Here is a 24,370-nt window from a genome sequence, read left to right as displayed (position 1 = left end):
ATGATCATTGCTCCTTTGGTGACCGTCATCATTCCCGCGTACAATGCGAAAGCGACCCTCGTGCAAACGCTGCGAAGCGTCTCGGCCCAAACCTATGAACACCTCGAGATTCTCGTCGTGGACGATGGATCGCAGGACGAAACATTCGAACTGGCGACAGAATATCGCCTTTCTGACCCGCGCGTTCGTGTCCTTCGCCAGCAAAACGGCGGCGTCGCCCTTGCCCGCAACTACGGTATAGAAGAGGCCCGCGGCAGCTACATCGCACCGATCGATGCCGATGACCTCTGGCACCCTCTAAAAATCGAGATGCAAGTCCGCGCGCTCGGGAAATTGTCGACAGGCCACGGCGTCGCCTACAACTGGTACGCGGCAATCGACGGGAACGACGTGATTTTCAGCCATTCGGGTCCCGTGCTCTATGAGGGCGATGTCTTCGAAATATTGGTCGGGGAAAATTTCATCGGCAACGGCAGCACCCCCCTCATGCCGCGGGCGGAAGTCCTGGCATGCGGGGGTTATGATTCTGCCCTGCGTGATCAGGGAGCCGAGGGATGCGAGGACCTGAAGCTCTATCTCGCATTGGCTGAAAGACTACCCTTTGCAGTGGCTCCCGATTTCCTGACCGGTTATCGTTTTACCGCAGGCAACATGTCGAGCAACGCCTCGCGCATGCTGAAATCCCACGCTCTGGTGATGGCAGACGTGAAGCGGCGCCATCCTGATCTTGCCGCCGCCGCCACCCGGGCGGAATTCCATACGGCGTGCTGGTATTTCAAGAAGGCGTTTGCCGGCGGCAACTACGGGCAGGTCAGGAAAGTGGCGACTCTCCTTGTCAGGAGATTCCCGTCAAGGCTTGTCGGCCAGGCTGTCAGGCATCTGTGGCGCCAAGCGAAGCGGCAGCGCAGGAAACTGTTGAAACGGATACGTCGTAGGTCGCACGCGTGGCCCAAAGGGGCGGCTCCGAAAATCGTGGCGCTCCCCATCAGCGGCACGTCGTTTTACGACCTTGTCGCAGCCGCGCCAACGATACGGACAGGCGAGCTCACCAAGTCCCGGATGGATCATTTATGATGACGCTACGGAAACCCGTTCTCCGCAGGTCGTGGGGCGCCTTCAACGTTATTGTCGCAGCGCGTTTCCGCGAACTTCTGGAGCTCGTTCCCTCGCTGCGGTTGAAGACCTCCGTCCTGATCGTCATCGGTATCCTGACCGGGCTATCGGAAATGGTGGGGATAACCTTGCTGGTCAGTCTCGTTTTTGCCCTCAGCCAACAAAGCCCTGCTTCCGGACCCGTCGCCTGGCTACCGGCATACTTTGGCGGATTGGAATCTTCCATCACGAAGTCGATGCTAGTCGCCGTGCTGATCTGCGCGATCATCCTGAGGATCATTCTGGGCTTCGTCAACGACATCATCGCAAGCACCGTAAGCCATCAGATCAGCGAGAGTATTCGTCACCGTCTTTATGCAAAGATTCTGACGATCCCCTTCCAGCGATTTCAACGCTATGAGCGCAGCGATCTGATCAATGTCATCGCCACTGAATCCTATTCCGTGGCCTCAGCTCATACCGGCCTTGTGCGCCTGGGAATCAGTCTCGGGACCATCATCATCTTCGGGGCCGGAATGCTCGTAATGGCATGGCCGATTGCTGTGCTCGCGGTGATGTTCGGCGTCGTCCATAACCTCAGCCTCGGCTTGTTTGCAGCTGCCTATCGCCGTCTTGGCGCCGCCAGTCTTTCAGCTCTGGAAGAATTGACCCATCTGAGCTGGACCACATTGCAGACGTTCAAGGCGGTGAAGAGCTTCGGTCTGGAAGACGACCACAAAGGTATTTTCGAAACCATGTCCAAGACAGTGGGGGAAACCTGGCGCCGTTCGGATCGGATGGGGGCAGCAACGTCGCTTCTGAGCGAAACGCTGACATTCGGGGTGATCCTGACGATCATCCTGTCCTCGCAGGTCCTGCCGGTCGATTTTCGGGCCGCCCTGTCTGCCACGATACTTCTTTACAGGCTCCAGCCACATATCAAGCAATTCGATTCGCAGCTGCTGCGCTTGCATGAAATCGAAGCCTCACTGCAAAACGTGCTCGCGCTGATCGCGGAACAGGACGACGCCAGGAAAACTGCAGGAGGAGAGCAACTGCGACATCTAAAACAGGAGATCGTTTTTCACGATGTATCCTTCTTCTACGAAGAGGCCAGAATGCCTGCCGTGCGTCATGCCAGTTTCTCGATCAGGGCAGGCGAGACCACGGCTCTGACCGGACCCAGCGGCTCCGGCAAAACGACGATCATCAACATGCTTCTCGATCTTATTCAACCGACCGAAGGCCGGATCACGATCGATGGCAAGGACCTCTCGACTGTCAAGCGATCCAGCTGGCTGCGCCTGCTCGCGGTCTCGGGCCAAGACGTCGAGCTTATGGATGGCTCCGTCCTCGACAATATCCGCTTCCGTCGCGACATCCCTGAGGACGATGTCCGCTGGGCGGCAGATATGGCCTGCGCCACCGAATTCATCGAGAATCTGCCCTACGGCTTCGACGAATGGCTGGGCGACGAAGCGATCCGGCTTTCGGGTGGGCAACGACAGCGCATCGGTCTGGCGCGGGCGCTGGCCGGCCGGCCCGACATATTGCTCCTGGACGAAGCGACCAGCGCACTCGATGAGGAGACGGAGGGGCGCGTGCTCTCACTCCTGCTCAGGGAATATGACGGCCGGACCCTGATCGTCGTCAGTCATCGCCCGTCGGTCGCAAGATTGATGAAGAACCGGATCGACCTGCGTCCGGCCACAACAGCGGATGGGTTGCTCTATGGCGGCTGAGCGTCTATCCGGATTGACAGTGGCAGTCGTCATCCCTGCCTATAATGCCGAAGAGTTCATCGCCACCACACTTCGATCGGTTGTCGACCAGACCCATTCGGCACTCGAAATCATCGTCGTGGACGACGGCTCCACCGACGATACCGCGTCGATCTGTCGCGAGTTCGCCGCAGCTGATCCGAGGATCACGATCCTGTCGACCGAAAATCGCGGTGTAGCCGCAGCGCGCAATGCTGGGATCGAAGCATCGACGGCAGACTATATCGCCTTGCTGGATGCGGATGACCTATGGCACCCCACTTATGTCGAAAGGATGCTGTCAGCGCTCCATCCTCTGCCCGACGCCTGGGGCGCGGTCTATGCCCTTCACCGCTTGGTGGATTCCGAGGGATATTGCACCAAGTCCGGCTCGTCGCTCAGCGCCCGGGGATTCATTCTCATTCGCCATCTCGTCTTCCGCTTTGTCGGCAATGGCAGCGCCTTCATGGTGCGCCGTGCCGTCATAGACAAAATCGGCGGATATGATTCGAGCTACGCCAATCAGGGAATTGGAGGATGCGAAGACTTCGATTTCCAACTCCGCGCTGCCGAGCATTTCAAGATTGAGGCGGTGCCACTTGGCCTGGTCGGCTATCGCGTTCATTCCGCAGGCATGTCTGCCGATAGATCCCGAATGGCGCGATCGCTTCTGGCAGTGTATGAGCAATTTGTGGCCCGCAATGCGCAGCTTCCCGTCTTCGTCGTCAGCTGTGCCCGCGCTTCGGCTCACCTTTATGCATTCTCAAAATTTGCAGCTGTGAAAGATTGGCACAGCGCCGCGACCTCGCTTAAGCACATCTATCGTCATAGTCCCCTGCTCGCCGCCAGCATCATAACCAAGCTGATCTTTTCAAAAGCCATCAGAGCCGCAAATAAGCTGTTGTCCAAAGTCCGACCGGTCAGGCGACAAAAGCGGAAGAATCTCAAGAAATTCGAGGAAATAGATCCCCTTATTCCGCTGGTCGGCGGATGGTCACGTTTCCGAACGAGGGCCTTGTTCACGCGATTGTCGGAGATCGACCGGTGCAGCGGAGAGTCAATTGCGACCTCGCGAAGATAGAGCATCTCCGCCAATCGAGAGAAAACGAAAATACTTCGGAAGGCGGGCCCTTTCCACTCCTCTGGCGACCATCTCATTATTTTGAAGTACAAACTTCAGAAAAATAAAAACGTTGGCATAACGAGAAGACAATAAATTGTGGGATAACATAACAACCCAATAATAATCCGTGACAATATCGACTTTGACAGCAATCATGTCTTCGTACTGCGCAGGCAATCTTACCCGAGGATCCGTCACCACCCCGGCGGGTCCTCAACTTTGCTAGAACCTTTCCAGGTTAGCTTGAAGCATTCTGGGGGAGCAGGTTTTCGTCAGGGCAAAGGCGATCGGCTCGGGCATACCTCCTGGTACTCCCGAGCCGATCGCCTTTGGCTGGAGATACCCGGATGGACTGATCGCCAGCCGACTCTGCTTGAGCCAAGAGGCTGGTTCAATCTAGCTCGGAGAAGCTCGAAAGTTTGCGCAGAGCCAACGGCGATGGTTCCTGGGTCGGACAAGAAGAGATCGGCGACACCACAAAGTAAGGACCGAACGACCCTGCTGCATCCTCCCGCACCTATGTTTCCCTCAGCAGTGATGGGGCACAGCAAATTCGTCACGTGGTATTACTGTCGATCAGAGATCATTCTACTGCATTACATTCGCTCGTCACAGCTTGCTCACAGCATCAGCATAATCTAACTCATCTTGCGGTAGATTTATAAATACAACCTTGGTGTGAAATTAATGTTTTCCGCGTTTGATATAATTTGATTTGTATTACGCTATCCTTAAGGGTTATTAATTTCCGACCGGTAGATAATGGAGATGCATTCGTTCCAGAAATATGGAATCGCTCTCGTTAGTTTGCTGAGTGCCGTGTCGGCAGTGCTGTAACCATATAGGCCTGTCGAACGGGCACTACGACGGGCGGCCCGAAAGTCTTCGCACCGAAGACGTGGCGGCGCAATTCGATACTAAAGAGTGCTGATCTCGAGGCGAATGAAGCTTCGAAACACCAGTAAATAAGGGGTTATCGCCGTTCATCACGCCACTGGTCGGACGGTATAAGGCGCGCCTTTCGACGTGGCATGACAAATTCGCATGATGAGCCGAGACCCCGGGCACGCGAGGCCGCAGGCTAAGAGACGACCATCCTCGTTTGAGCGGTCACCCGCATGGAACGAGGGCTCCGGAGTACCAAACGCATCGCCGCAGTCAAAAGCCTCGAATGTCCGTTCTCGCGTCAAGCTGTGTCGAAATGGTCGCACCCCGTGATCGAATTAACCGTTCGTAAAGCATTTGCTTGCTCAACTTATAATTTGTGTCATGGTCACTGGAAGTAGTGAGGAGCCGCCCTGATGAGTGATATGGCATCGCAGATTCCGGAATTTGGTTATGATGAACGCGTGATGATTTGCCGCAAACAGATCGAGAAGGCGGTTTATCAGTTCATTGCAAACACGAAGGTCGAGGGGTGCGATCCGGCGGAAGTCGCAATGGCTATCGCGGACATTGCCGACGACTATATTTTACTGCTGGCCCAAAAGCGCAATTTGACCCATTGAGATCATGGATCGGCCAGCTCGGACGACCGCAAACCGCTATCGCCGCCGCCTCCCTGCCCGGAGACAACGCCAGCCAAACCGCTTACCATTCGTTCTGAACCTATCTTTACGCCATCGAATGAGCGGCGGTTGTCCAGCCCGCGACAAGCCGAGGCTTCTCCCAACCCACAATTCAGATGGATTGCCGATAGACAGGCCTCAGAGCACTCGTTTCAGCCCGACAGACCGTTGCTGTGCAACCGACCGGAGCCGGTTTTCTGCGGCCCTCCCATATGCGCAGACGCATATAGCCCCAAAATCGATGTGATTTTCGGGGCTATCCGAGTTTGCAGCAGGAAAGCGGCACTAATGTCTTTTTACGCTGACTTGCGGAACCGGAGAGCTCAATTCGGCCAACTCTCTGGTCAGCCCCTCCCCGACTTCCTGCTTCACCGCTTCAAGAGCAAGGTCGAGGCAATTCGTCGCGAATTGCAGCTTGACATCCTGAGCAACCTGTCGCGCATAGGCGATCATCCGTGCCAATGCGACCAGTTCGTCCAGAGCGTCCTTCGCCCCTAGATCTCCATCTAGTTTAATAGTCGATGTCACGCCCATGTCCATTTCTCCAACGAATGGAAGCAATGATACGTGGGCTGACGTGGTCGAGCCCGTGAAAAAAGCGTGACACAACCCTCGGTGACGATCGTCGTCTTCGCTTCACAATGCGGACCGTGTGGAGAACGAGGTCTCGCGCAGTTTCCAGGACAAATCGGCATTCACGCGAATATCGGCGGTCGACTGCACCCTCTTCAACAATTCCAGTGCATCGATGCGTTTTTGGTCAACGGAATGCGACACGAGAGTGGCCAGAAGGTGCGGGCGATCCGGCTCGGCGACGTCAGCGCATTGCTCCACGATTGCCCGCCACGTCCGCCTCTTGAAGAATATTGCATTCGCGGCGTCTTCAATGACTTGGCGCAGCCCGTCTGCGAGCAACTCATTCCTTTCCATGGCATCGAGGGTGGCGCAGACATTGACGAGCGGTATCGTCAGCGGCTTGCCGCCCAGCGCGCTCGGCGCGTGCAGGAGTGCAACGGCGGCATCGTCGACCAGCCGACCCGTCCGATAGTCTTCGAAAATGCGGCCGATCCCGATCATCCCGAACGAATGACATTCCGCAGCGCGCAGCGCGCCCATGCTTGCCGCCCCGAGGACCGTCACGCCAAGCGAAAGAGCGTAGAGAATTTCCTTATGCCAGACAGGTGCAGCGTATTCGAAACCGCCATCGATCAGGCCGATGACATTGGCACCCTGTTCCACCACAGCCAGAACATCGCCCTGCGTGGCAGGCGGCAGGACGCGTATCCCCTCGCCGGCAAGTGAGGCTGCGTCGGGAAGACTGGGACCCGCGAAAATGACCTTCAAAAGCCTATCGCTCTCGCGAGCGCCCTTGTTCCAAACTGGCGAGCCCGCGGCCCCTCCGGATTTTCGAGTTCGGGGATAACGACCTTGACGACTCCAAAGGGAAGCATGTCGTCGCTGAGGCGTACGGCGATGACCGAGTTGATCCCTCTGTTTCGCAAAGCCTCCAGCACATGCTGCAGCAAATGCGCCAGATCCCGATGTCCCGGCGTTCGGTGGCGGACAGGACCGGCAGCCGGCCAGATCGGAACCGCGTCGAAGGCTCGCCGCATGAGCGGCGGCAAGGATCTCGAGAACGTGGCGGCAGAAATATCGTCCCTAGCTCCGCCGATATAGGTGAGCCTGGATTGCGCGGCTTCCGTTACCGCCCGGATGGCCGCGCGCACGGGAGACGGATGGGCTCCCGTACCGCCGGTCACCTCAACGAGGCGAATGTCCCTGCCGCCTTGGCGATCCCGCTGGCCTGGAACGGAGTCCCCGGGACCCAGAATGGCGGCGAAACACGGAATGGCGATGTCGCTCGTGATATCGAAGAGCCGGAGCGCCAATCCTGATTTTTCGATCTTGTCGATCAACTCGGTCAGTGCCTCGTCCCGGAAGCCGCGGGGGTCGACGCAGCGGACATAACGATCCTTTTCTGCGCCAACCTGCCATAGCACATGCGCATCCCGCTCGATCCGCTCGAGCACACCGTGGAAAACGGCCTCCTCGATATTGTTTCCCGATGCCAAACCGTCAGAAGACATCCAGTATCGCGCATCGCGCGTGCGGTCGAGCAGCACCGCTTCAAAAGGGATATGAATCGTCTCGCCGGTGAGGATGTTGATGCCAGCCACCCATTCAGTCTCCTCGTCCGGCCTGAGATCGGGTTTATGCATGGCGATCAGGCACTTCAGCGGATCAATCTTGTGCCCCATCGCCTGCAGACCGAACGAGGTATTGCGGACAGGATCAACGAAAGGTTCGCCGGCAACTGCCCGTTCCACAGCTTCCATGACGCTGGATACTTTGGCGTCGATATCGGTCAGCCCCTTCCCCTGAGCAATCACGATTGAGCGTGAATTCGGAGTATAGGCGCACCAGACGGGAATTCCGACGTCATCAAGCCCGGTATGTCGTGCAACCCTGGTAATGCCGAACCGAGCTAAAAAAGGCTCGACGCGGGAAAGAGTTTCCCGCGGCGATATGATCCTGTCGGAATATATGGACCGGTCCGTCAGAATGCTGGCTCAGCCGTCGACGTGACCGGAAAGCGCGACCTGCGCCGACGAAACGGCGACGGCCAAATCGACGCCCTTCACGAATATGCCACCGGCTTTGCGCAGGCTGCTCGCAGTCGCCAATTCCCCCGTCGGATTGAGCGGTTTGACGGTGCCTGCGTCGAGATCGGCGAGCCAAAGACCTTCCTCGCCCGGTATTCCTATAATGACAGCTTTCGCCATGGTATGCCCCTCAGCTATTGTTAAAAACCAGCCTTCAACAGGCCCTCCCGATATAGCTCTTTTTGCCAGTGCTCCTTGAAGGGAACGATGGCGAGCCACTTCTCGACGTCGAACACCGGGTTGATGCTTTCGGCGCGCTGCCGGTGGAAGAGTGCCCGTTTTCGATCGCCGATCATTGCGCAACTGGCCGCGGCGATACGATGGGCCGGCGCTTTGTCTTTCATCGCTTCGACATAGGCGATGGCCTCCTCATACTGTTCCAAAAAGAAACTGGCTCCAGCGGCACACCAGAGATAGGCGTCAGGTGCGATCGGATTGAGCGAAATTGCCTTTCTGATCTTGGCGAGCGCGTCGCCGGGGCGGGATGCATGCACGAGCGTGTCGGCATGACTGTAGATGACATCGGCAAAATGCGGACTGAGCTCTTCCGCCAGGTGAAGGGCCGCGACGCTGGCATCCACATCACCGAGATAAAGTCTGGTGACCCCGAGTTCGCGATGGCCCGCCGCCGATCCCGGATCTCGCTCGATTGCGCGAAGCGCATGCTGCTCTGCCAGGTGCAGCAGTTCATTGTTTCCCTGCGCCGTCACGAGCCACTCGCTGGTGAAAGTTCTTGCCAGCCCGGTAAATGACGGGGAGAAATCCGACTTATGCGACAGCGACTGCTTGAACGCCTTCCTTGCCCGGCGGATATGCGGCAGCGTCAGCTTGCTCATCAGGCTGGAGCCGACGAGATAGGCGTGATAGGCTTCAGGATTGGCTTCGAAACGTAGCCGTTCCTCCTCGTTTTCAGCCAGCTCACGCGCCACCGACTCGGTCAACTGCTGGGCGATAAGCCGCCTTTGACGCGGCAATATATCGGGGGTCATCTTAAAACGATTGGCCCAGACGATCTCATCCGTGGGGAAATAGATCAGCTGGGCGAACAATCCCTCTTCGGAAAATCGGGTGTCGAGAAGATAGGCAATCGAGTGCCTGGCGACCACCGCCGCTTTTTCGGAGTCGCGGCGGATCTGTCCGGCCGTATGCGGAGCGACGATGGAAATATGCCGAAGTGCACAGAGTTCGATTGTGACGTCTTCGATCAAGGCGTTGGCAAGTGCAAGTCCGGCATCGGCGTGCTTCGCCGTCGGGGGAAGCAACACCAGACGGGGAAGGATCCTCGGGATCGGCGATATGTGTTCGATATCGGTCGGCTGGCTGCCGGGCTCGGGACGCTTCACCTCCACCCTTGTTTGGCCGCCGCCTTCCGGCAATCTCTCGCCGAACGATGCGCCGCCGGATAGCCGATGCAGCAATGTCCTGACCTGCTCGTCATTCGGATCCCGCTCAAGGATTTGTAGGGCGGCGCTGGAAATGATGCGCGCAGCACCCGGCTTTTGCACATCGGGCAGCGCCTCCAGCAACGCTTGCCGCAATTGCAGCGCATGGGCGTCCCGCTGCGCCCTGATCCAAGCATCTATCTGCTTTGTCGCCGGCTTGATATTTCCGATGAAGCCGCGCTGCATCGATTCGGCGATCGCCTGTAGTCGATCCAGCGGCGAGCCGCCGGCTCGAAAGACATCCAGATCGCTGGAAACCACCTCCTTGTTGAGGCAAACCGTCGTGGCAGTGAAATCGAAGGCTACTTCCGTGCGTCCGCCGTCCATCTCCCGGATGCGGGACAGCATTTTGCGCAAATTGAGCCGCGCCAATTCGGGCTCGACGTCGCTCCATAGAAACTGGGCCAGTTCATAACGGCTGAGTTCATGGCTCGCACCCGCATAGATGTGGGCCATCATCAACAGACCTTTGATCGGATAGCGAACCGGCTCGCCATCCGACTCAGTCAGCCGCAGATCGCCAAATGTCTGCAGATGAAGCACGATCCATCCTCAGTTGTGTACAACCGGATCCTGCAGGTCGCTATCGACGTCGGGCAATCCCGTCATCGCCAGACTTTTGGCCAAGGCCACCAGCTTCTGCCTGATGTTGGGATCTTCGATGGCGATGAACGCCTTATTGAGCGCGAGCCCTTCCTTCGAGGACAAAAACTTGTTCAATTCGCTCGTCTCGCCTTCGATCGGCCCGGAACCGCCGTTCTCGAAGAAGAAGCCGACCGGCACGCGAAGGATCTCGGAAATGCGCTGAAGGCGGCTGGCGCCGATCCGATTCGTTCCTTTTTCGTATTTTTGAATCTGTTGGAAGGTGATGCCAAGAAGTTCGGCCAAGCCATGCTGGGTCATGCCGAGCGTCTTTCGCCGAACTCTCACGCGGTTGCCAACATAGACATCGATGGAATTCGGCGATTTGGCCTTCATCTGCTTAAGTCTCCCGCTTCATCAATACGCCGGCTGTATAGTGGAGAGTTTAAGCAAGAATGCAACTAAAAGTAAATATTTCAGAACGGTTTTTTTCATCACGGCACGCAGTAGAACAACCTCTGGACTACTGCGGCGAACCGCGCAATGTCGCGCCGCCCGGCTAAAGCGGCTTATCGGCGACGGCGATCATTGATTTGGCAAAGACAGGAATTCTTCCAACATATTCGAAACGGACGTTAGCGAAGCCGGTCTCCAGCAACAGTGTGCGCAATGTGTTTTTCGACCAGAACTTGATATGCCCGTGATCCCTCAACGGCATGAAGTGATCGTCCATTTTTCCCGTCGCAGCCAGTGCAAGATTCTTCAGATAGCCGTGATAGGGCGTCGATATCACCGCGATGCCGCCGGGCTTGACGAGATCAAACATCGTCGCGGTGAAGCTCTTCGGATCGTAGACATGCTCGACGACCTCCAGGCTGATAACGGCGCTGAAGTCGCCATATTCCCGGGACAGGTCGTCATAGGCCGAGCCGACGCTCAGCGCCAGGCCGGGATAACGGATATTGGCCTTGCTGATCCCGTCGCTGGAAGGATCGACGCCGACGACATCATATCCTGCTTTCGCAAGAGTCGCTGCAGCCCCGCCGGTTCCGCATCCGAGATCGAAGACGTCATTTTCCGCTGAGCCGTCGAAATGATTCTCCAGTACATCGAAGATTTTGGGCAAGATGTAGGAGTGCGCGGTTGTCGGTTTGGCGTGAATATAGGTGGTTGCGTCTAGCTCGATGGACATGGTCTCTCCTTTCTGCTGTTGCACGCAAACCCTATCGATTAATACGTCGAAAATTTGATCGGATTCGCCCAAATTCGTCAGCATACAAATATATGTTCGGCATAATCTAGAACTCATCAAATAATTCTAAAAGTTATACGCGAAAAAATTGCGGAAATTAAGCCAGTTTGCCTGACAATGACACTAAATATCTCAATATGCTCGACTGATAGATGAAACTAATGGTGTCAATTCAACAATCTTTTCAAAAAACTCGTATTTATTTCAATTCAATGCGGACGACGCCCCTGTGCGACCACAGAAGGGGCAAGATCCACGACTATCTCTCGCCGAATTGCCGAATGCTGTATTGGAATTCTCGACTGAAATGCTGTTGAAGCGCTCTCGGCGAACCGATGGCGCGCTTTTCATGAGGGCGCGGATGAAAGGGCGCTCGGTTGCAGACACGAAGCCAAAAGATATTTAACCGGATCATGTATACTGCTGGGATCCAGACAGACCAACGAAACCCTTCTCGCGTGCCGGAGAAGACAAGCTTGCCCGATAATTCGTCGCCCGCGTATGCGAAACAGCCGGCAGGAAAACCGCGGATTCCCGTGATCTTTTGGTTGCTGCTGACGATTTCCCTCTCGCTGGTCATCGGAACGGTGCTTCTGTCCAACGACATGAAACACCTGAGGGCGATCGGCCATTATTTCGGCTTCGATCTTTTCCCCCCTGAGGTTAAGCCGCCGCCGCCCGAAGCGCCTCCCCGATCGGCGCCGCCGGCGACCTACAAGCTTCCTCTGCATGCCACCGAAGCGCCCATGGCACAGACCGCGTCGGCTTTTCTGCGCACATGGCGCATATCAGGGCCTGCAATGTGCGCGGCGCTGCGACAAGCGGGCGTTCAGACCAGCGAATGGGCGGCGGCCAGCTTCAATGCCGACACGTTCGAGTGCTTTTACGAGCACAGCGCCAAGCGCGAGAAGGATCAGCTCGCGAATTCCATCTTCGTCATTGTTCGTGGCGATGCCGCCGGCACGATCAGCAGCATGCGCGTGAAGATCGTCAATCCCGGAACGGATCAGAATGGCCAGCTCGATCCGGCGATCCTGCGAGTTTTCGAAACCATGCTGCTTCAACCGCAATGGCTCGATTTTCATGAGACCCTGAATGCGATAAAAAACTTGAAGGACGTCAAGGAAGACGGCTTCGGAGCCAATATCGCCTTCACCCACGAGGTGCTCAATCCGGAGCGCTACAATTTTACCCTCTCGCTGGGGGCAATCTCAGCCCCCCAGAAAAGGGCGAGGAATTACTTTTCCGGCAGAACATGGCTTCCCGCGCCGGAGCCCGCAATTGCGGCCAACGGCACGCAGCCGGAACTTCCCCATCAAGAGCCGCCGGCAGTAAATCGCAATTAGAGCCGCATGCAGCGCACATCAGGCGATGCGAACTTGCATCACGTGATGAACGGGACAGGATCCCGCAAAGCTCCGTCAAGCTGTCTGGACCTGGCCGTTCGGCCCCTTCACCGCCGGCCAGACGCCAGAGACGCTCCACATTGAGGTCCTGAGTAGCTTGCGCAAGTTCGTCGTTGAGCGAGCGAACGACGCGTGCCGATTGACGCAATCGCAACGAGGTTCTGACGAGCGCGCCGAAGAGGAGGAGAATGATACCGACAACGCCGAGAGCAAACGCCGCGAACTCTCATCAGAAGGAATACGCCGCTGCAAACAGTCGCCATAAAAAAGCGGCATAGCTCATCAGATAGTTAAACCAATCTTCCATAACGAGCTCTCTCCCGCAGCGGTTTAATATCTTGGATTATGCAGAAAAATCTAGAAATTGCCGTCGTCATCCAAAACAAATCGGAAGTTGTAACGATCTATTGATTAAAGTTGAAGCCGCGATGGATCGTAATCCGCAAATTTGGCCCTTCGATTCCGCCGAAGACGTTAAACACAGCCAACAGTGAGAGAAAGAATGAATAGAAGACGTTTCTTCGCCTCCGTTCCGCTCGCCCTGTTATATGCGCGCGCGGGTCAGGCTTTGGCGCAGGTGCCGCCGTCCGCGGGGCTGCGCGCCATTGCCGACAGAAAATCGTTTCGATTCGGTTCGGCGATCGATCCGGCGGATGTCGGCAATCCGATTGCGTCGCAGATATACATCGATAACGTCAATTCGATAACGCCGCGAAACCAGCTGAAGTGGAAGGCAACGGAAAAGAGGCCAGGCGCCTTTTCCTTCGGCCCTGCCGATCAAATCGTTGCGTTTGCGCGCAAAAACAACATGCGGGTTTATGGACACACGCTTATCTGGTATCGCACGCCCGACTGGGTGTCCGCCATCACCGATGCTGAGACCATTCGGGCGGCGATGAGCCGTCATATAAAACAGGTTGTCGGTCGCTATAAGGGATCGATCGACGCGTGGGATGTGGTGAACGAGCCGTTGGAATATGATGTGCCGGATCTGCGGGACTGCGTTTTCCGACGCCTTCTTGGCGACGACTATATCCGCATGAGCTTCGACATGGCACACGAAGCCAATCCCGACGCGATGCTGGTTCTCAACGAGACGCACCTGGAGAAAAAATCCGACGTGTTCGAACAGAAGCGTGCACGCATCCTGAAGATTGTCGAGGATCTCGTCGCCAGAAAGACGCCGATCGGCGCCGTCGGGCTGCAATCGCATTTCCGCCCCGGTCTCGATCGGATCGATCCGGAGGGAATGGGCCGGTTCTGTGCAACGCTGAAGGATATGGGTATCGGGGTTTTTATCACCGAACTCGATGCGTCCTGCCGCTTCCTCAATCGCGACAAGAGCTCCGCGCCGGTCTCCTATGCCGAGATATTCGGTGACGTGATCACCGTCGCAGCCGAGCGTGGTGACTTGAAAGGCGCCACCGTTTGGGGCATGTCGGAGAGATATGGCGGGCTTGACGAGAAGGACACCAACCCCGGCGCGGCATGCACGAAGCGCGTTAATCTTTACGACGATAACAACGATCCGAGAAGTTCGATTGACGGCATCAGGCGGGCAATAGAGGCAATGTGATCGCCGAGACAGTGGAGACGCGAACAGATTCATGAAAAAAGCCGTTATTTATGTGGAAAAATTTTTGCCTGCCAGCCAGGCATTTGTTCTCAACCAAGCGGTGGCGTTTCGCTCCTTCGAAGCTGAAATTCTTGCCGGTTCGCGAATCTCTTCCGCCCATACAAAAAAATCGACTGTCCCGGTTCATGACATTCGTCGGTCTCCCGTTGCGCGGGCCGGTGAGCTGCTTCTGAAAATCCCGCAGGTCGGCCTGCCTTTTCTGTTTCCCGCGATCAGCCAAGCCGATCTTGTCCATGCCCATTTCGGCAAGAACGGCTATGTCATCGGTCCGCTCGCGCGCGCCGCCGGCAAGCCGCTCGTCACGACGTTTCATGGCTTCGACGCCACCTATCGCGGCGATCCGAAAAAACCGGGCGGCTTCAATCAGGTGCGTTTCTTCGCCAAGGGCCGGAGCGAGATGGCAGGCTGGAACAGCTGGAACATCGCCGTTTCCGATTTCATCCGAGAGCGGCTGCTGGCGCTCGGTTTCCGCGCCGACCGCGTCTTTCGCCATCACATCGGCATCGATCTCGATCTCTTCAAAATGGAACCGCGTCCACGAAAAAAGGGCCTGGTGGTTTCCATTGCCCGTTTCGTCGACTATAAGGGCCACCGCTTCATGATCGACGCGCTTTCACGCGTGGCGGCCGCCGGCACCCCGGTTGAATTCGTCATGGTCGGACAGGGACCATTGAAGGAGGAAATCGAAGCCTTGGCGCGTCGTTCCTTGCCAAGCGTCACGATCCATGAAAATCTGTCGCAGACAGAGATAAGGGATCTGCTCGCCAGTGCGGAACTCTATCTTCATGGCAGCGTGACCCTCGACAATGGTCACGCGGAAGCCTTCGGCCTCGCCAATCTGGAGGCCGAAGCCGTCGGTACTCCGGTCGTCGCATTCCGCTCGGGAGGCGTGGGCGAAGCGATCGAAGAGGGGAAAACTGGTTATCTCGTGGAGGAGCGGGATGTCGCGGGCATGGCGGAAGCGGTTGGAAAGCTGCTCAACGACCAAGCCCTGTGGACAGCCTTCAGCGCGCGGGCACCGCTTTTGGTGGCCGAGCGTTTCGACATACGTCGTCAAACGGGGATGCTAGAGGACTATTACAGTTCCGTTCTAGACGAATTTGCCAGCCGGGGTCGGACTTGATGGTGCATACAGGAAAGAAGCCAAAGTGGGGACTGAACGTATTTCGGCCGCTGCGGAACGGGATCGTAAAGGCCAAATGGCTCTATTACACGAAATTCTGGGGTATGGACATCGATCCGACTGCCAGCTTTTCGTTGAGCGTGCGCTTCGACAAGACCAACCCGAAGGGACTGCATATCGGCGCCGAAACCTATGTCGCCTTTGAGGCGGCGATCCTGACCCACGACCTCACACGCGGGCTCTATCTTCACACGAGGATCGGCAAACGCTGCTTCATCGGTGCCCGCAGCATCATCCTGCCCGGCGTGGAGATCGGCGACGAATGCGTCATCGGCTCCGGCTCGGTGGTGACCAAGAGCGTGCCGCCGCGATCGCTCGTGGCCGGCAACCCGGCAAAGATAATCCGCAGCGACATTGAAGTTATCAGCCGGTATGGCCGCATGAGAGAGGGCAGTGGACAGCAGCCCGGAATCATGCGGGATACCTACCCGAGACAGGAGGCGCTGTGACCAAGATTGACGTTGTTATCGCCACCTATAATGGCGGAAAACGCCTCAAGAAAACCTTGGAATCGTTGACGCGCGTGAAGCTTCCTCAGTCGGATTGGCGCCTGCTTCTTGTGCTCAACGCCTGCACGGACAGCAGCCGGGCAGAAGCTGACAGCTACGCTAGCAGGCTGCCCCTCGTCATCATCGAGGTGCCTGAGGCTGGGAAATCCCACGCTCTCAATCAGGCGGTCCCCCATTACAGGTCAGACCTAATCGCCTTCACCGATGACGATGTAACCGTCGATGCCGAATGGCTGTCAGCCATGATCGCCGCCGCTGCAACACACCCCGAATACAGCGTCTTCACCGGCAAGATTGTCGGTCGCTGGGAACGGCAACCGTCCGAGAAACTACGTCAATGGATCCCGCTCGGCTCTACCTATGCCGTCAACGAGAATCCGGTGAGTGGCCCTTGTGGAGCCGGTGAAGTGTGGGGTCCGAACACCGTTTATCGACGCGCCGTATTTGATGCCGGCTTTCGCTACAATGAAGCCGTCGGGCCCCGGCCAGGCAAGCTCTACCCGATGGGCCAGGATACCGAGATGGCGACACGCGTCTGCAAAGCGGGCTTCAAAGCCTACTATGTCGCCGATGCCGTGGTCGAACATACGATCAAGTCTGAGACGGTGTCCGAGGATTGGGTCGTCCGCCGAGCTGAGCGGCTCGCCTACGGCATCTTTGCCGTAGGCAATTCAGCCGGCTATAAGCGCCGACTCCCTGCTTTCGTCCCGCTTCCGCTTGAAATCGCGCTCATGAACTATCTCTGGACCGCGACCTATCCACTCACCTTTCTGATGCCCGAGCAGAAACACCGTTTTTGGATAAAATGGAGATATTTTTACTTCCGCGGATTGCGGGCAGGCTATGCACGCTTTGCGGCAAGGGGGCAGGCTTGAAGGGCGCATTGCCTACACGCGGGCGGGCAGCGCAATTCCATTCGACAACGCATATCTGCCCTGCACAGTTTGGTATCACTAGTCGAGACGAGGCATTGGTTTGCGATGAATGAGAGGGGAGGGAAAATTGTTGCCTTCGCGGATTCGGGCGATCGGAAAGATGTTGTTTATTTCTCGATAAACTTTCCTGAACTCAGCCAAACTTTCGTGTTTAACGAGATGCGCAGTCTGCGAGATGAAGGCGCAGATATACGCGTCGTCGCGCTGCGCCGCGAGGTCCAGGAAGCCTCCGACCTTCCTGAAAAATACGGATTTGCGGGAAAAGTTAAATATCTTTCAGCGAGCAACGGCTCAGGCGGAAAGTGGCGCCGTTTGCGAGACCTGCTGAGGAGCATGTTCAGGCTGCCTCGCTCCAGCCTGTTAAACGTGGCCAGAATTTGCATTGCTAGACTTGCCGGAAAGCGGCCGTCGATGCCGATTTCGCTGCAGGTGAGGCTTGCTGCGGAATTGCAGCCAAAAGGAACGCAACCGCGCATCCACTGCCATTTCGGTACCGCGGGGCGCATCGTTGCCGATCTCAAACAGGCTGGCTTGATCAGTGCTCCCATCACAACCGTCTTTCATGGATTCGACATTACGAAATACGTCGGCAAGGAAGCAAAAGGCGTCTACCGCACTCTCTTCGACAAGGCCGATCTTCTCCTACCGATCAGCGATCTGTGGCACCGCAAACTGATCGAACTTGATGCTCCCGCTGAAAAAATCCGCACACAACGCCTCGGAATCGACTGCAGCGCATTCGTCTACCAAGAAAGAACTCCGCAACCCGGCATGCCTCTGCGCTTCATTTTGGTTGGACGTATGACGGAAAAGAAAGGCCATATCTATGCGATCGAGGCCTTCGCGGAACTGGTAAGGCGCCGCCCTGATCTGAACGTCCAATTCGACGTTGTGGGCTCGGGACCATTACGTGAAGATATCGACGCGCTCGCAGCTAGTCTTGGCCTTAAAGAACAAATTGTCATCCACGGCAGCCTTCCCCATGCCGAGGTGAGAAAACTGCTCGGCGAAGCCCATGTCTTTGTGCTCCCAAGCGTCACGGCTGCAGACGGAGACATGGAGGGAATACCGGTCGCGATCATGGAGGCGATGGCGATGGGCTTGCCTGTCATAAGCACCCTTCACAGCGGCATCCCCGAACTAGTTGCACACGACGTTTCAGGCCTCCTGGTCGCCGAGCGCGACACTGCATCGCTCAGCGCGGCGATGGAGCAGTTAGCAGCGGACCCTCAGAAAGTGAGCAGGATGGGACAATACGGACGCCAGATCGTTGAAGAGCGTTACAACGACAAGACACAGGCCGCCGCGCTGATGACGATGTTGTCCGCCTTGCCGTTAAAAAGAAAGATCACGATCGCCGGATAAGCGCTGCCTGTCATCGATCCGTCACACTCGTCAGCCAACAAGAATCGGCCTTTATTGGAGATTGTACTTGACCCCGTTGATCTCAGTTGTCATTCCAACCTTCAATCGAGGCCATCTCGTTCTCGATAGCTTGAGCACAGTTCTCAATCAGACCTATCGCAATATCGAGGTTTTGGTCGTCGACGACCATTCAACCGACAATACGATCGAAGTCTTGAAGGCCGTGTCTGATGAGCGCGTAAGGGTGCTGCCGTTGCCGCAAAATGGCGGTGGCAGCGTCGCTCGTAACCGCGGTATAGAAGCCGCCAAGGGCGAGTACATTGCCTTTCTCGATTCTGACGACGGTTGGGTTGCCGAGAAGCTTGAAGTTCAACTCAAGCATCTGATGTCGGTGAACGATCCGTCTGTATTGGCCTACACAAATCTGATCCTCGACGATGGCGTAAGACCGCGACCCCTTATCAATAAACCATTCGGACGCTCACAGAACGTCTTGGAATATTTGTTCATGAACTGGTCCGAGGCGTATATCCAGACCAGCTCTTGGCTCATGGCTACGGATATTGCTCGTGCAGTACGGTTCGATGAAACCTTGAGGCTGCATCAGGACTGGGACTTTTTGATCCGCGCCGAAATTATGGGGTTTCGCTTTCTCGCCATTGAGGAGCCTTTGACGATCTGGAAGATCGATGTGCGCAAGGATCGCATCAGTCTGGCGACAGATCGGCTCGAACGATCGATGGGATGGCTTGCCAAATGGGAAAACCACATCGGCGCCCGCGGTGTAAAGGCTTTCAAGGCACGTCGCGCGCCTGAACTCGCTTCGAAAAATCTCATGAAGTCCCTGTTATGGATACTACAGGGTCTTCTAGCCCGGAGCATCTCTCCGCGTCCTTCGCTAAGACAAGCGCGCCGTTGTGTCGTGCGCAAGTTTTCCGCGCTAACAGGATAATCGGAAGCCGACCTTCCGATCTTGAAGAGTTTGCGCAGGACGTGCTCAGCTTTAAACCGCAACATGGGCACCGAATTAAAAGGTTTGCTGTGAATGAAGGTTATTGTTGAAAATACGGTGTGCCTGAATGCAGGTGACGCGGCCATCTTGATCGCGATCATGCGGATCATCGGGCGCACACTCGGCAAAGATGTCGAATTTCATGTATTCGATAAAAATCCAGCCGTGGCCGCAAAATACTACAAGGACATCCGGTTTTACCCGTTGACCACCAGTCTATTGAAGACCGAACCCTTTAACCTCCCTCTCGTCGGCAAACGCTGGAACATCCGGATCCGCCGGAATGTTCAAAGGCTGAAAAACTGGCGTTATAATAGGATCCTGAAGTCATTGGCTGCCGGACAGCTCTCGAAGCTCGCGCAGTTCACTTCGTTCGATCGCCAGCTTTCCAAGAACCTCAAAACCTATTCGGATGCAGACCTAGTTGTTTCAACCGGCGGAACCTATCTGGTGGAGCACTACGACATCGCTCCCTGCATCGAGGAATTTGAAAAGGACTTTATTCTAAGGAAACCATTAGTCCTTTTCACACAGTCCCTAGGACCGTTCACGAGACCGGAAAATGTCGAGAAAGTCAGGGAGATAGCCTCGAAAGCCAGGCTTATTTTGCTGCGAGACGAAAAATCGCAGAATAATTTGCTGAATATTGGCGTTTCCGGAGACCGGCTCAGGGTTGTCTCTGACAGCGTCTTTGCCTTGGCCGACACGGATGCCTTGAAGGAGCCCTTCGCCGGAGTGAAAGGCGAAAGGATGAGGGTAGCTGTGTCTGTGCGCGACTGGCAACATTTCGAGAATCTGGACGCTGAGGTTGGCATGCGGAACTACAAGAAGTCGGTTGCCGACGCCGTCACGTCCTTAGTCAGACAAAGGCGGTGCGAGGTTGTTTTTCTCTCCACCTGCCAGGGCATTCCTGAATACCGATACGACGATTCCGCCGTCGCCATGGAGATTTTCGAAAGCCTTGACGCCGACACGAAGAAGTCCGTTTCGGTGGATAGAGCCTTTCACAGTCCCGATGAACTGATGACGCTGGTAAGAGGCTTCGACTTCGTCATATCAACCAGGATGCACATGGCAATCCTGTCGATGTGTAGCGGCGTCCCGGTTCTTCCGATTTCTTACGAGTTCAAGATGACTGAGCTGTACCGGGGAATTTCACAATCCAAATGGGTAACCGACATCTCGCATATTGTGCCTGAAGAATTCACCCGGAAAGCCATCCAATTCAGTGGCGAGTTGGAAGGGTTTTATCGCTCTGTCATGCCGGAAATTGCCGCTCAAGCTTTGTCTGCCCAATCTGCCGGGCCGCTCGCGCTTGGGGCCATCAAGGAAAGCCACCCAGTTAGGGCGATGAGATCATGAAACAAGCCTCCGTTCCCGCGATCGGCGACAAGACACTCATCGCTTCGAGTCTCTTGCTCGCTGGCGTTTTCTACAGCAGGTTCATCAATCTCCTGATGACCATTCTTTTGGCGCGGCTTCTCGTTCCGGCAGATTTCGGTCTTGTTGCATTGGGAACGACTCTGTTGCTGATGCTGAACTCGATCACCGACATCTCGGTCGCAAGTGCGCTCATTCACCACAAAGACCTTGCTGATAAGGATTTTGACACAGCATTCACGCTCAGCACATTGCGCGGCATTCTCGTTTCAATCATCTTGATAGTCAGCGGCTTCATCATGGCGCATGCCTATAATGACGAGCGACTTATCGGGATCTGTGCGGGGCTTTCGCTGCGACCGTTCTTGACCGGCATCGGGAGTCCTCGATATGTCCTGTATTCCAAGGAACTGCAGTTCGGTACGGTCGCGGTCCAAGAAGGGCTGAATTACACGACGCAGCTCGTCGTCTCGGTTGCGATTGCTTATTATACGAAAAGCTATTGGGCGATTGTCGCTGGAGCAACCTTCGCAACCGTGATGGGCACCATTGTCACCTACTGGGTGGCACCCTACTGGCCTCGCCTTTCAGTTGCCTCATGGCGCAAGCTTCTTGGATTTTCTGTTTGGCTGACCCTCAATCAGTTTCTCACCATTGTTGGAAATCGATTCGAAAATTTCTTGGCAGGCGGTTGGCTCGGTTTGACTGCGTTCGGTGCGATGAACGTCGGCAATAACATGGCAGGCGTCATCACCCAATCTGCCATCGCGCCCATTCAGCGAGTGCTGTTCCCGAGCTTTGCCAAAATCTCCGGCGACGCTGATCGCTTGAAAACCGCCTTTCAGAAAAGCCAAGCGTCGCTTTTCGCGCTAGGCTTTGCTGTCGGTGTCGGGACTGCGCTCGTTGCAGAACCTTTCGTGTATCTGACGCTTGGACCCAATTGGCCCATCGCAGTGATCGTCATCCAAACAATCGCGCCGGTTCTAGGCGCTCAAATCGTTTTTGGGCCGGCCAACGCGTTGTGCAACGCCATCGGCGCCACACGGATGTTGTTCAATCGAGGACTGGTCCTTGTTCTTTTTCGCGTGCCTGTGGTACTAGCCGGTCTATATTTTTACGGATTGCCCGGCCTACTCTACGCACGTGTTTTCAGCGGCGGCATTGTTGCCTCGATGGCGAACTTCTATCTCGTACGCAAATTGATTGATCTTAGCGTCTTCGAACAGATCTTCGTAACGTGGCGGTCGTGGGTGAGCGGCCTCGCTATGACAATCGTCTGCTTGATTATCCGTCATGTCTTGGGACCGATTTCCAGCAATCACGACGCTCTCGTTATGATCGTGCTGCAAAGCGTGTTCGGCGCGGCCGCCTATTGCGGAATCCATGCCGTGCTCTGGTTAACTACCGGGAAAACGACCATTGGAATCGAAGGTGAAGCGGTGAAATTCCTGACCAAGGCAATCTCAGCTCTAAGGCGCAAACGTCAACGTGCAAGGTCGGCCTGATACGTGCCCTCGCACGACCGTACCCATTTGCGTAGAGACACAGGTGCTGCAGATAATTGTAGGAAAAATAATGAGGATATCGGTACTCATCAATAACTATAATTATGCCCGGTACTTGCCGGCGTGCATCGAGAGCGCGCTTCGCCAGGAGTGTGGCGATTTTGAAGTGATCGTCGTCGACGACGGTTCTACGGATGAATCCCGGGAGATACTTGCTTCCTACGGCGGCCAAATCCGGCTCGTGCTGAAGGAAAACGGCGGCCAAGCTTCGAGTTTCAACGCGGGCTTTTCGGCTGCGAGCGGCGATATCCTCTTCCTCCTCGATGCCGATGATGCGTTTCTGCCCGGCAAACTCGCGCGCGTCGCCGAAATCTACGACCGCAATGAGATCGACTGGTGCTTTGACCGTGTGACGACCAACGAAGGCGACCAGCCGCCCGCGGAACTGCAGGTGACGCTGCTTGACAAGCGGGATACGCTGCGCAGAGGCGGCTTTCCCTCGCTTCCGGTGCCGACCTCCGGCTTGAGCTTCCGCCGCAACCTGCTGTCCCAGATCCTGCCAATGTCTGTCGCAAAAGACGTCGTCCTCAGCGACAATTACATCAAGTTTGCAGCCGCCTATCTCGGTCGCGGCGCCATCGTCGAAACACCGCTGACCTTTCAGCGCATACATGCCTCGAACCGCTATACGGGCACGAGCAGGGCAAAAACACTGCGCCCGCGGATCATGATTGCGACCGGATTGGAACTGGCACGCCGCTATGATGGGCTGCATGCACTCGGCAAGAGCCTTGTGGCCGGTGGCATTGCCGAAACAACATCGCTCTTGAAACTGAGGAGCGAAGCGCGCAACACCGTGACCGGCGGCCCGTTCGGGGAAGATGCCGTAAACGAAGTGGCCTTGATGGCCGCGCGCAAGCGTCTGGGAAACATGCTGCGCAGAGGACAGTCATGAATCAGCAAGACACCTTTCCGCATCCATCTGCCGGAGCTGATCGGCAAGGCACGTTGCCGCTGAACATCGCCGTCGGTGTACTGACCTATCGGCGGCTCGACGGGATCGCCAAGCTGCTCGACGTGATGACACGTCAGACCAGGCATCCGGCTCGCCCCTATCATCTGACGATGGTGATCGTCGACAATGATGCCGCCGGCAGCGCAAGAGCCACCGTCGAGGGCTTTGGCCAAACGGGCGCCTATGATCTGATCTATGTCGTCGAATCGAACCAAGGCATACCCTTTGCGCGCAACCGCGCGCTCGATTCGGCCCCTGCCGGCACGGACCTCTTCTGCTTTCTCGACGATGACGAATGGCCTGTCGATGGCTGGCTTGATGCGATGCTGGAGACCCGGGAGAAAAACCGCGCCGATTGCGTCTACGGTCCTGTCCAGCCGGTCTATCCCGACAATCCGCCTGAATATTTCATCAAGGCGAGGGTTTTCGAGCGCAAGAAGAACAGGGACGGTCAGCGCATTTCCTATGCGGCTTCGAATAATGTGATGTTCGATTATCCCCTCATCCGCTCATGGAATCTGCGCTTCGAAGAGAAAATGCGCTTCACCGGGGGCACTGACTATCTCTTTTTCAATCAGGCAATTCGCCGGGGAATGCAGGTTTTCTGGGCTGACAAGGCGCTCGTCTATGATATCGTTCCCGCCAGCCGCATGACCTGGAAGTGGGTGTTGCAGCGACAATACCGGCTCGGTAACACTTTCGCGGTCAGCGAGGTCCTGCACGGTAACGTCAAGCGCCGGCTCTATCGGGCAGCCTATGGCGCCACAAGAGTGATGCTTGGGTTGGCCATGCTGCCGACGATCCTAGTTTCACCCTATTGGGGTATGCGAGCGCTCACCCATGTTTTGCGTGGCGCAGGCATGGTCAACGGGATTCTCGGACATGCTTACCAGGAATACAAGCCCAATGCCGCCCTCTGATATTGTTTGCAGGAGCGCCCTC

General features: G+C 56.2%; 22 protein-coding genes. 15 read left to right on the top strand and 7 right to left on the bottom strand.

The genetic code is table 11. The features are described 5' to 3' along the window. The 4 genes from FHT70_RS04665 (at position 1) to FHT70_RS04650 (ending at position 5,483) form a co-directional block, all read left to right on the top strand. Positions 1-1,074 carry a glycosyltransferase family 2 protein gene (locus FHT70_RS04665; protein ID WP_183699253.1) on the top strand — a complete coding sequence of 358 codons (1,074 nt, stop codon included), beginning with the start codon at positions 1-3 and terminating at the stop codon, positions 1,072-1,074. Continuing rightward, positions 1,074-2,834, top strand: a complete 1,761-nt coding sequence (locus FHT70_RS04660; RefSeq protein ID WP_183699251.1) for an ABC transporter ATP-binding protein — start codon at positions 1,074-1,076, stop codon at positions 2,832-2,834. Before FHT70_RS04665 ends, FHT70_RS04660 begins: the two co-directional genes overlap by 1 nt. Continuing rightward, positions 2,824-3,933 carry a glycosyltransferase family 2 protein gene (locus FHT70_RS04655; protein ID WP_183699249.1) on the top strand — a complete coding sequence of 370 codons (1,110 nt, stop codon included), beginning with the start codon at positions 2,824-2,826 and terminating at the stop codon, positions 3,931-3,933. Before FHT70_RS04660 ends, FHT70_RS04655 begins: the two co-directional genes overlap by 11 nt. A gap of 1,343 nt (positions 3,934-5,276) precedes the next feature. Continuing rightward, positions 5,277-5,483, top strand: a complete 207-nt coding sequence (locus FHT70_RS04650) for a hypothetical protein (protein WP_004676311.1) — start codon at positions 5,277-5,279, stop codon at positions 5,481-5,483. A 345-nt stretch (positions 5,484-5,828) separates the two neighbouring features. Here FHT70_RS04650 and FHT70_RS04645 read toward each other — a convergent pair whose 3' ends face one another. The 7 genes from FHT70_RS04645 to FHT70_RS04615 form a co-directional block, all read right to left on the bottom strand. Further along, positions 5,829-6,077 (bottom strand): hypothetical protein, encoded by a 249-nt coding sequence (locus FHT70_RS04645; RefSeq protein WP_097597140.1) that lies wholly within the window; start codon positions 6,075-6,077, stop codon positions 5,829-5,831. A gap of 102 nt (positions 6,078-6,179) precedes the next feature. Beyond that, positions 6,180-6,887 carry a TfuA-like protein gene (locus tag FHT70_RS04640; RefSeq protein ID WP_183699247.1) on the bottom strand — a complete coding sequence of 236 codons (708 nt, stop codon included), beginning with the start codon at positions 6,885-6,887 and terminating at the stop codon, positions 6,180-6,182. Next, positions 6,884-8,071, bottom strand: coding sequence for a YcaO-like family protein (locus tag FHT70_RS04635; RefSeq protein ID WP_183699398.1), 1,188 nt, complete (start codon positions 8,069-8,071; stop codon positions 6,884-6,886). Before FHT70_RS04635 ends, FHT70_RS04640 begins: the two co-directional genes overlap by 4 nt. Positions 8,072-8,113: 42 nt before the next feature. Next, entirely contained in the window at positions 8,114-8,326 is a 213-nt protein-coding gene (locus FHT70_RS04630) for a hypothetical protein (protein ID WP_085779099.1), read from the bottom strand. A gap of 20 nt (positions 8,327-8,346) precedes the next feature. Continuing rightward, positions 8,347-10,191 (bottom strand): peptide antibiotic resistance protein, encoded by a 1,845-nt coding sequence (locus FHT70_RS04625; protein WP_183699245.1) that lies wholly within the window; start codon positions 10,189-10,191, stop codon positions 8,347-8,349. A gap of 9 nt (positions 10,192-10,200) precedes the next feature. After that, on the bottom strand, positions 10,201-10,626 hold the full coding sequence (locus tag FHT70_RS04620) for a helix-turn-helix transcriptional regulator (RefSeq protein WP_064804372.1): 426 nt from the start codon (positions 10,624-10,626) through the stop codon (positions 10,201-10,203). 163 nt (positions 10,627-10,789) lie between these two features. Beyond that, positions 10,790-11,422 carry a class I SAM-dependent methyltransferase gene (locus FHT70_RS04615; RefSeq protein ID WP_183699243.1) on the bottom strand — a complete coding sequence of 211 codons (633 nt, stop codon included), beginning with the start codon at positions 11,420-11,422 and terminating at the stop codon, positions 10,790-10,792. Between the two features lie 536 nt (positions 11,423-11,958). On the opposite strand from FHT70_RS04615, the gene FHT70_RS04610 reads away from it, so the two are divergent. From FHT70_RS04610 to FHT70_RS04560, 11 genes are all read left to right on the top strand, one after another. Then, a complete protein-coding gene (locus FHT70_RS04610; protein ID WP_183699242.1) occupies positions 11,959-12,828 on the top strand; it encodes a DUF6030 family protein in 870 nt (289 codons plus the stop codon). Positions 12,829-13,390: 562 nt separating this feature from the next. Next, positions 13,391-14,464: an endo-1,4-beta-xylanase gene (locus FHT70_RS04605; protein ID WP_183699240.1), complete on the top strand. Its 1,074-nt coding sequence runs from the start codon at positions 13,391-13,393 to the stop codon at positions 14,462-14,464. 31 nt (positions 14,465-14,495) lie between these two features. Continuing rightward, complete coding sequence (locus tag FHT70_RS04600) at positions 14,496-15,647, top strand: glycosyltransferase (RefSeq protein ID WP_183699238.1); 1,152 nt, start codon at positions 14,496-14,498, stop codon at positions 15,645-15,647. Beyond that, on the top strand, positions 15,647-16,156 hold the full coding sequence (locus tag FHT70_RS04595) for an acyltransferase (protein ID WP_183699236.1): 510 nt from the start codon (positions 15,647-15,649) through the stop codon (positions 16,154-16,156). The genes FHT70_RS04600 and FHT70_RS04595 overlap by 1 nt, the downstream gene beginning before the upstream one ends. Beyond that, a complete protein-coding gene (locus FHT70_RS04590) occupies positions 16,153-17,091 on the top strand; it encodes a glycosyltransferase family A protein (RefSeq protein ID WP_183699234.1) in 939 nt (312 codons plus the stop codon). Before FHT70_RS04595 ends, FHT70_RS04590 begins: the two co-directional genes overlap by 4 nt. A gap of 105 nt (positions 17,092-17,196) precedes the next feature. Then, entirely contained in the window at positions 17,197-18,516 is a 1,320-nt protein-coding gene (locus tag FHT70_RS04585) for a glycosyltransferase (protein WP_183699232.1), read from the top strand. 67 nt (positions 18,517-18,583) lie between these two features. After that, the gene (locus tag FHT70_RS04580) at positions 18,584-19,468 is read left to right on the top strand and encodes a glycosyltransferase family 2 protein (protein ID WP_183699230.1); all 885 of its coding nucleotides are present in this window, start codon (positions 18,584-18,586) and stop codon (positions 19,466-19,468) included. A gap of 93 nt (positions 19,469-19,561) precedes the next feature. Continuing rightward, positions 19,562-20,890, top strand: coding sequence for a polysaccharide pyruvyl transferase family protein (locus tag FHT70_RS04575; RefSeq protein WP_183699228.1), 1,329 nt, complete (start codon positions 19,562-19,564; stop codon positions 20,888-20,890). Continuing rightward, a complete protein-coding gene (locus FHT70_RS04570; protein ID WP_183699226.1) occupies positions 20,887-22,413 on the top strand; it encodes a lipopolysaccharide biosynthesis protein in 1,527 nt (508 codons plus the stop codon). Before FHT70_RS04575 ends, FHT70_RS04570 begins: the two co-directional genes overlap by 4 nt. 70 nt (positions 22,414-22,483) lie before the next feature. Continuing rightward, complete coding sequence (locus FHT70_RS04565) at positions 22,484-23,368, top strand: glycosyltransferase family 2 protein (protein WP_183699224.1); 885 nt, start codon at positions 22,484-22,486, stop codon at positions 23,366-23,368. After that, entirely contained in the window at positions 23,365-24,348 is a 984-nt protein-coding gene (locus tag FHT70_RS04560; protein ID WP_183699221.1) for a glycosyltransferase family A protein, read from the top strand. Before FHT70_RS04565 ends, FHT70_RS04560 begins: the two co-directional genes overlap by 4 nt. The last annotated feature ends 22 nt before the right edge of the window (positions 24,349-24,370 follow it).

The organism is Rhizobium sp. BK049, assembly GCF_014193135.1.
Classification (GTDB): Bacteria; Pseudomonadota; Alphaproteobacteria; order Rhizobiales; family Rhizobiaceae; genus Rhizobium.
This window is presented reverse-complemented; position numbering and strand designations above follow the sequence as displayed.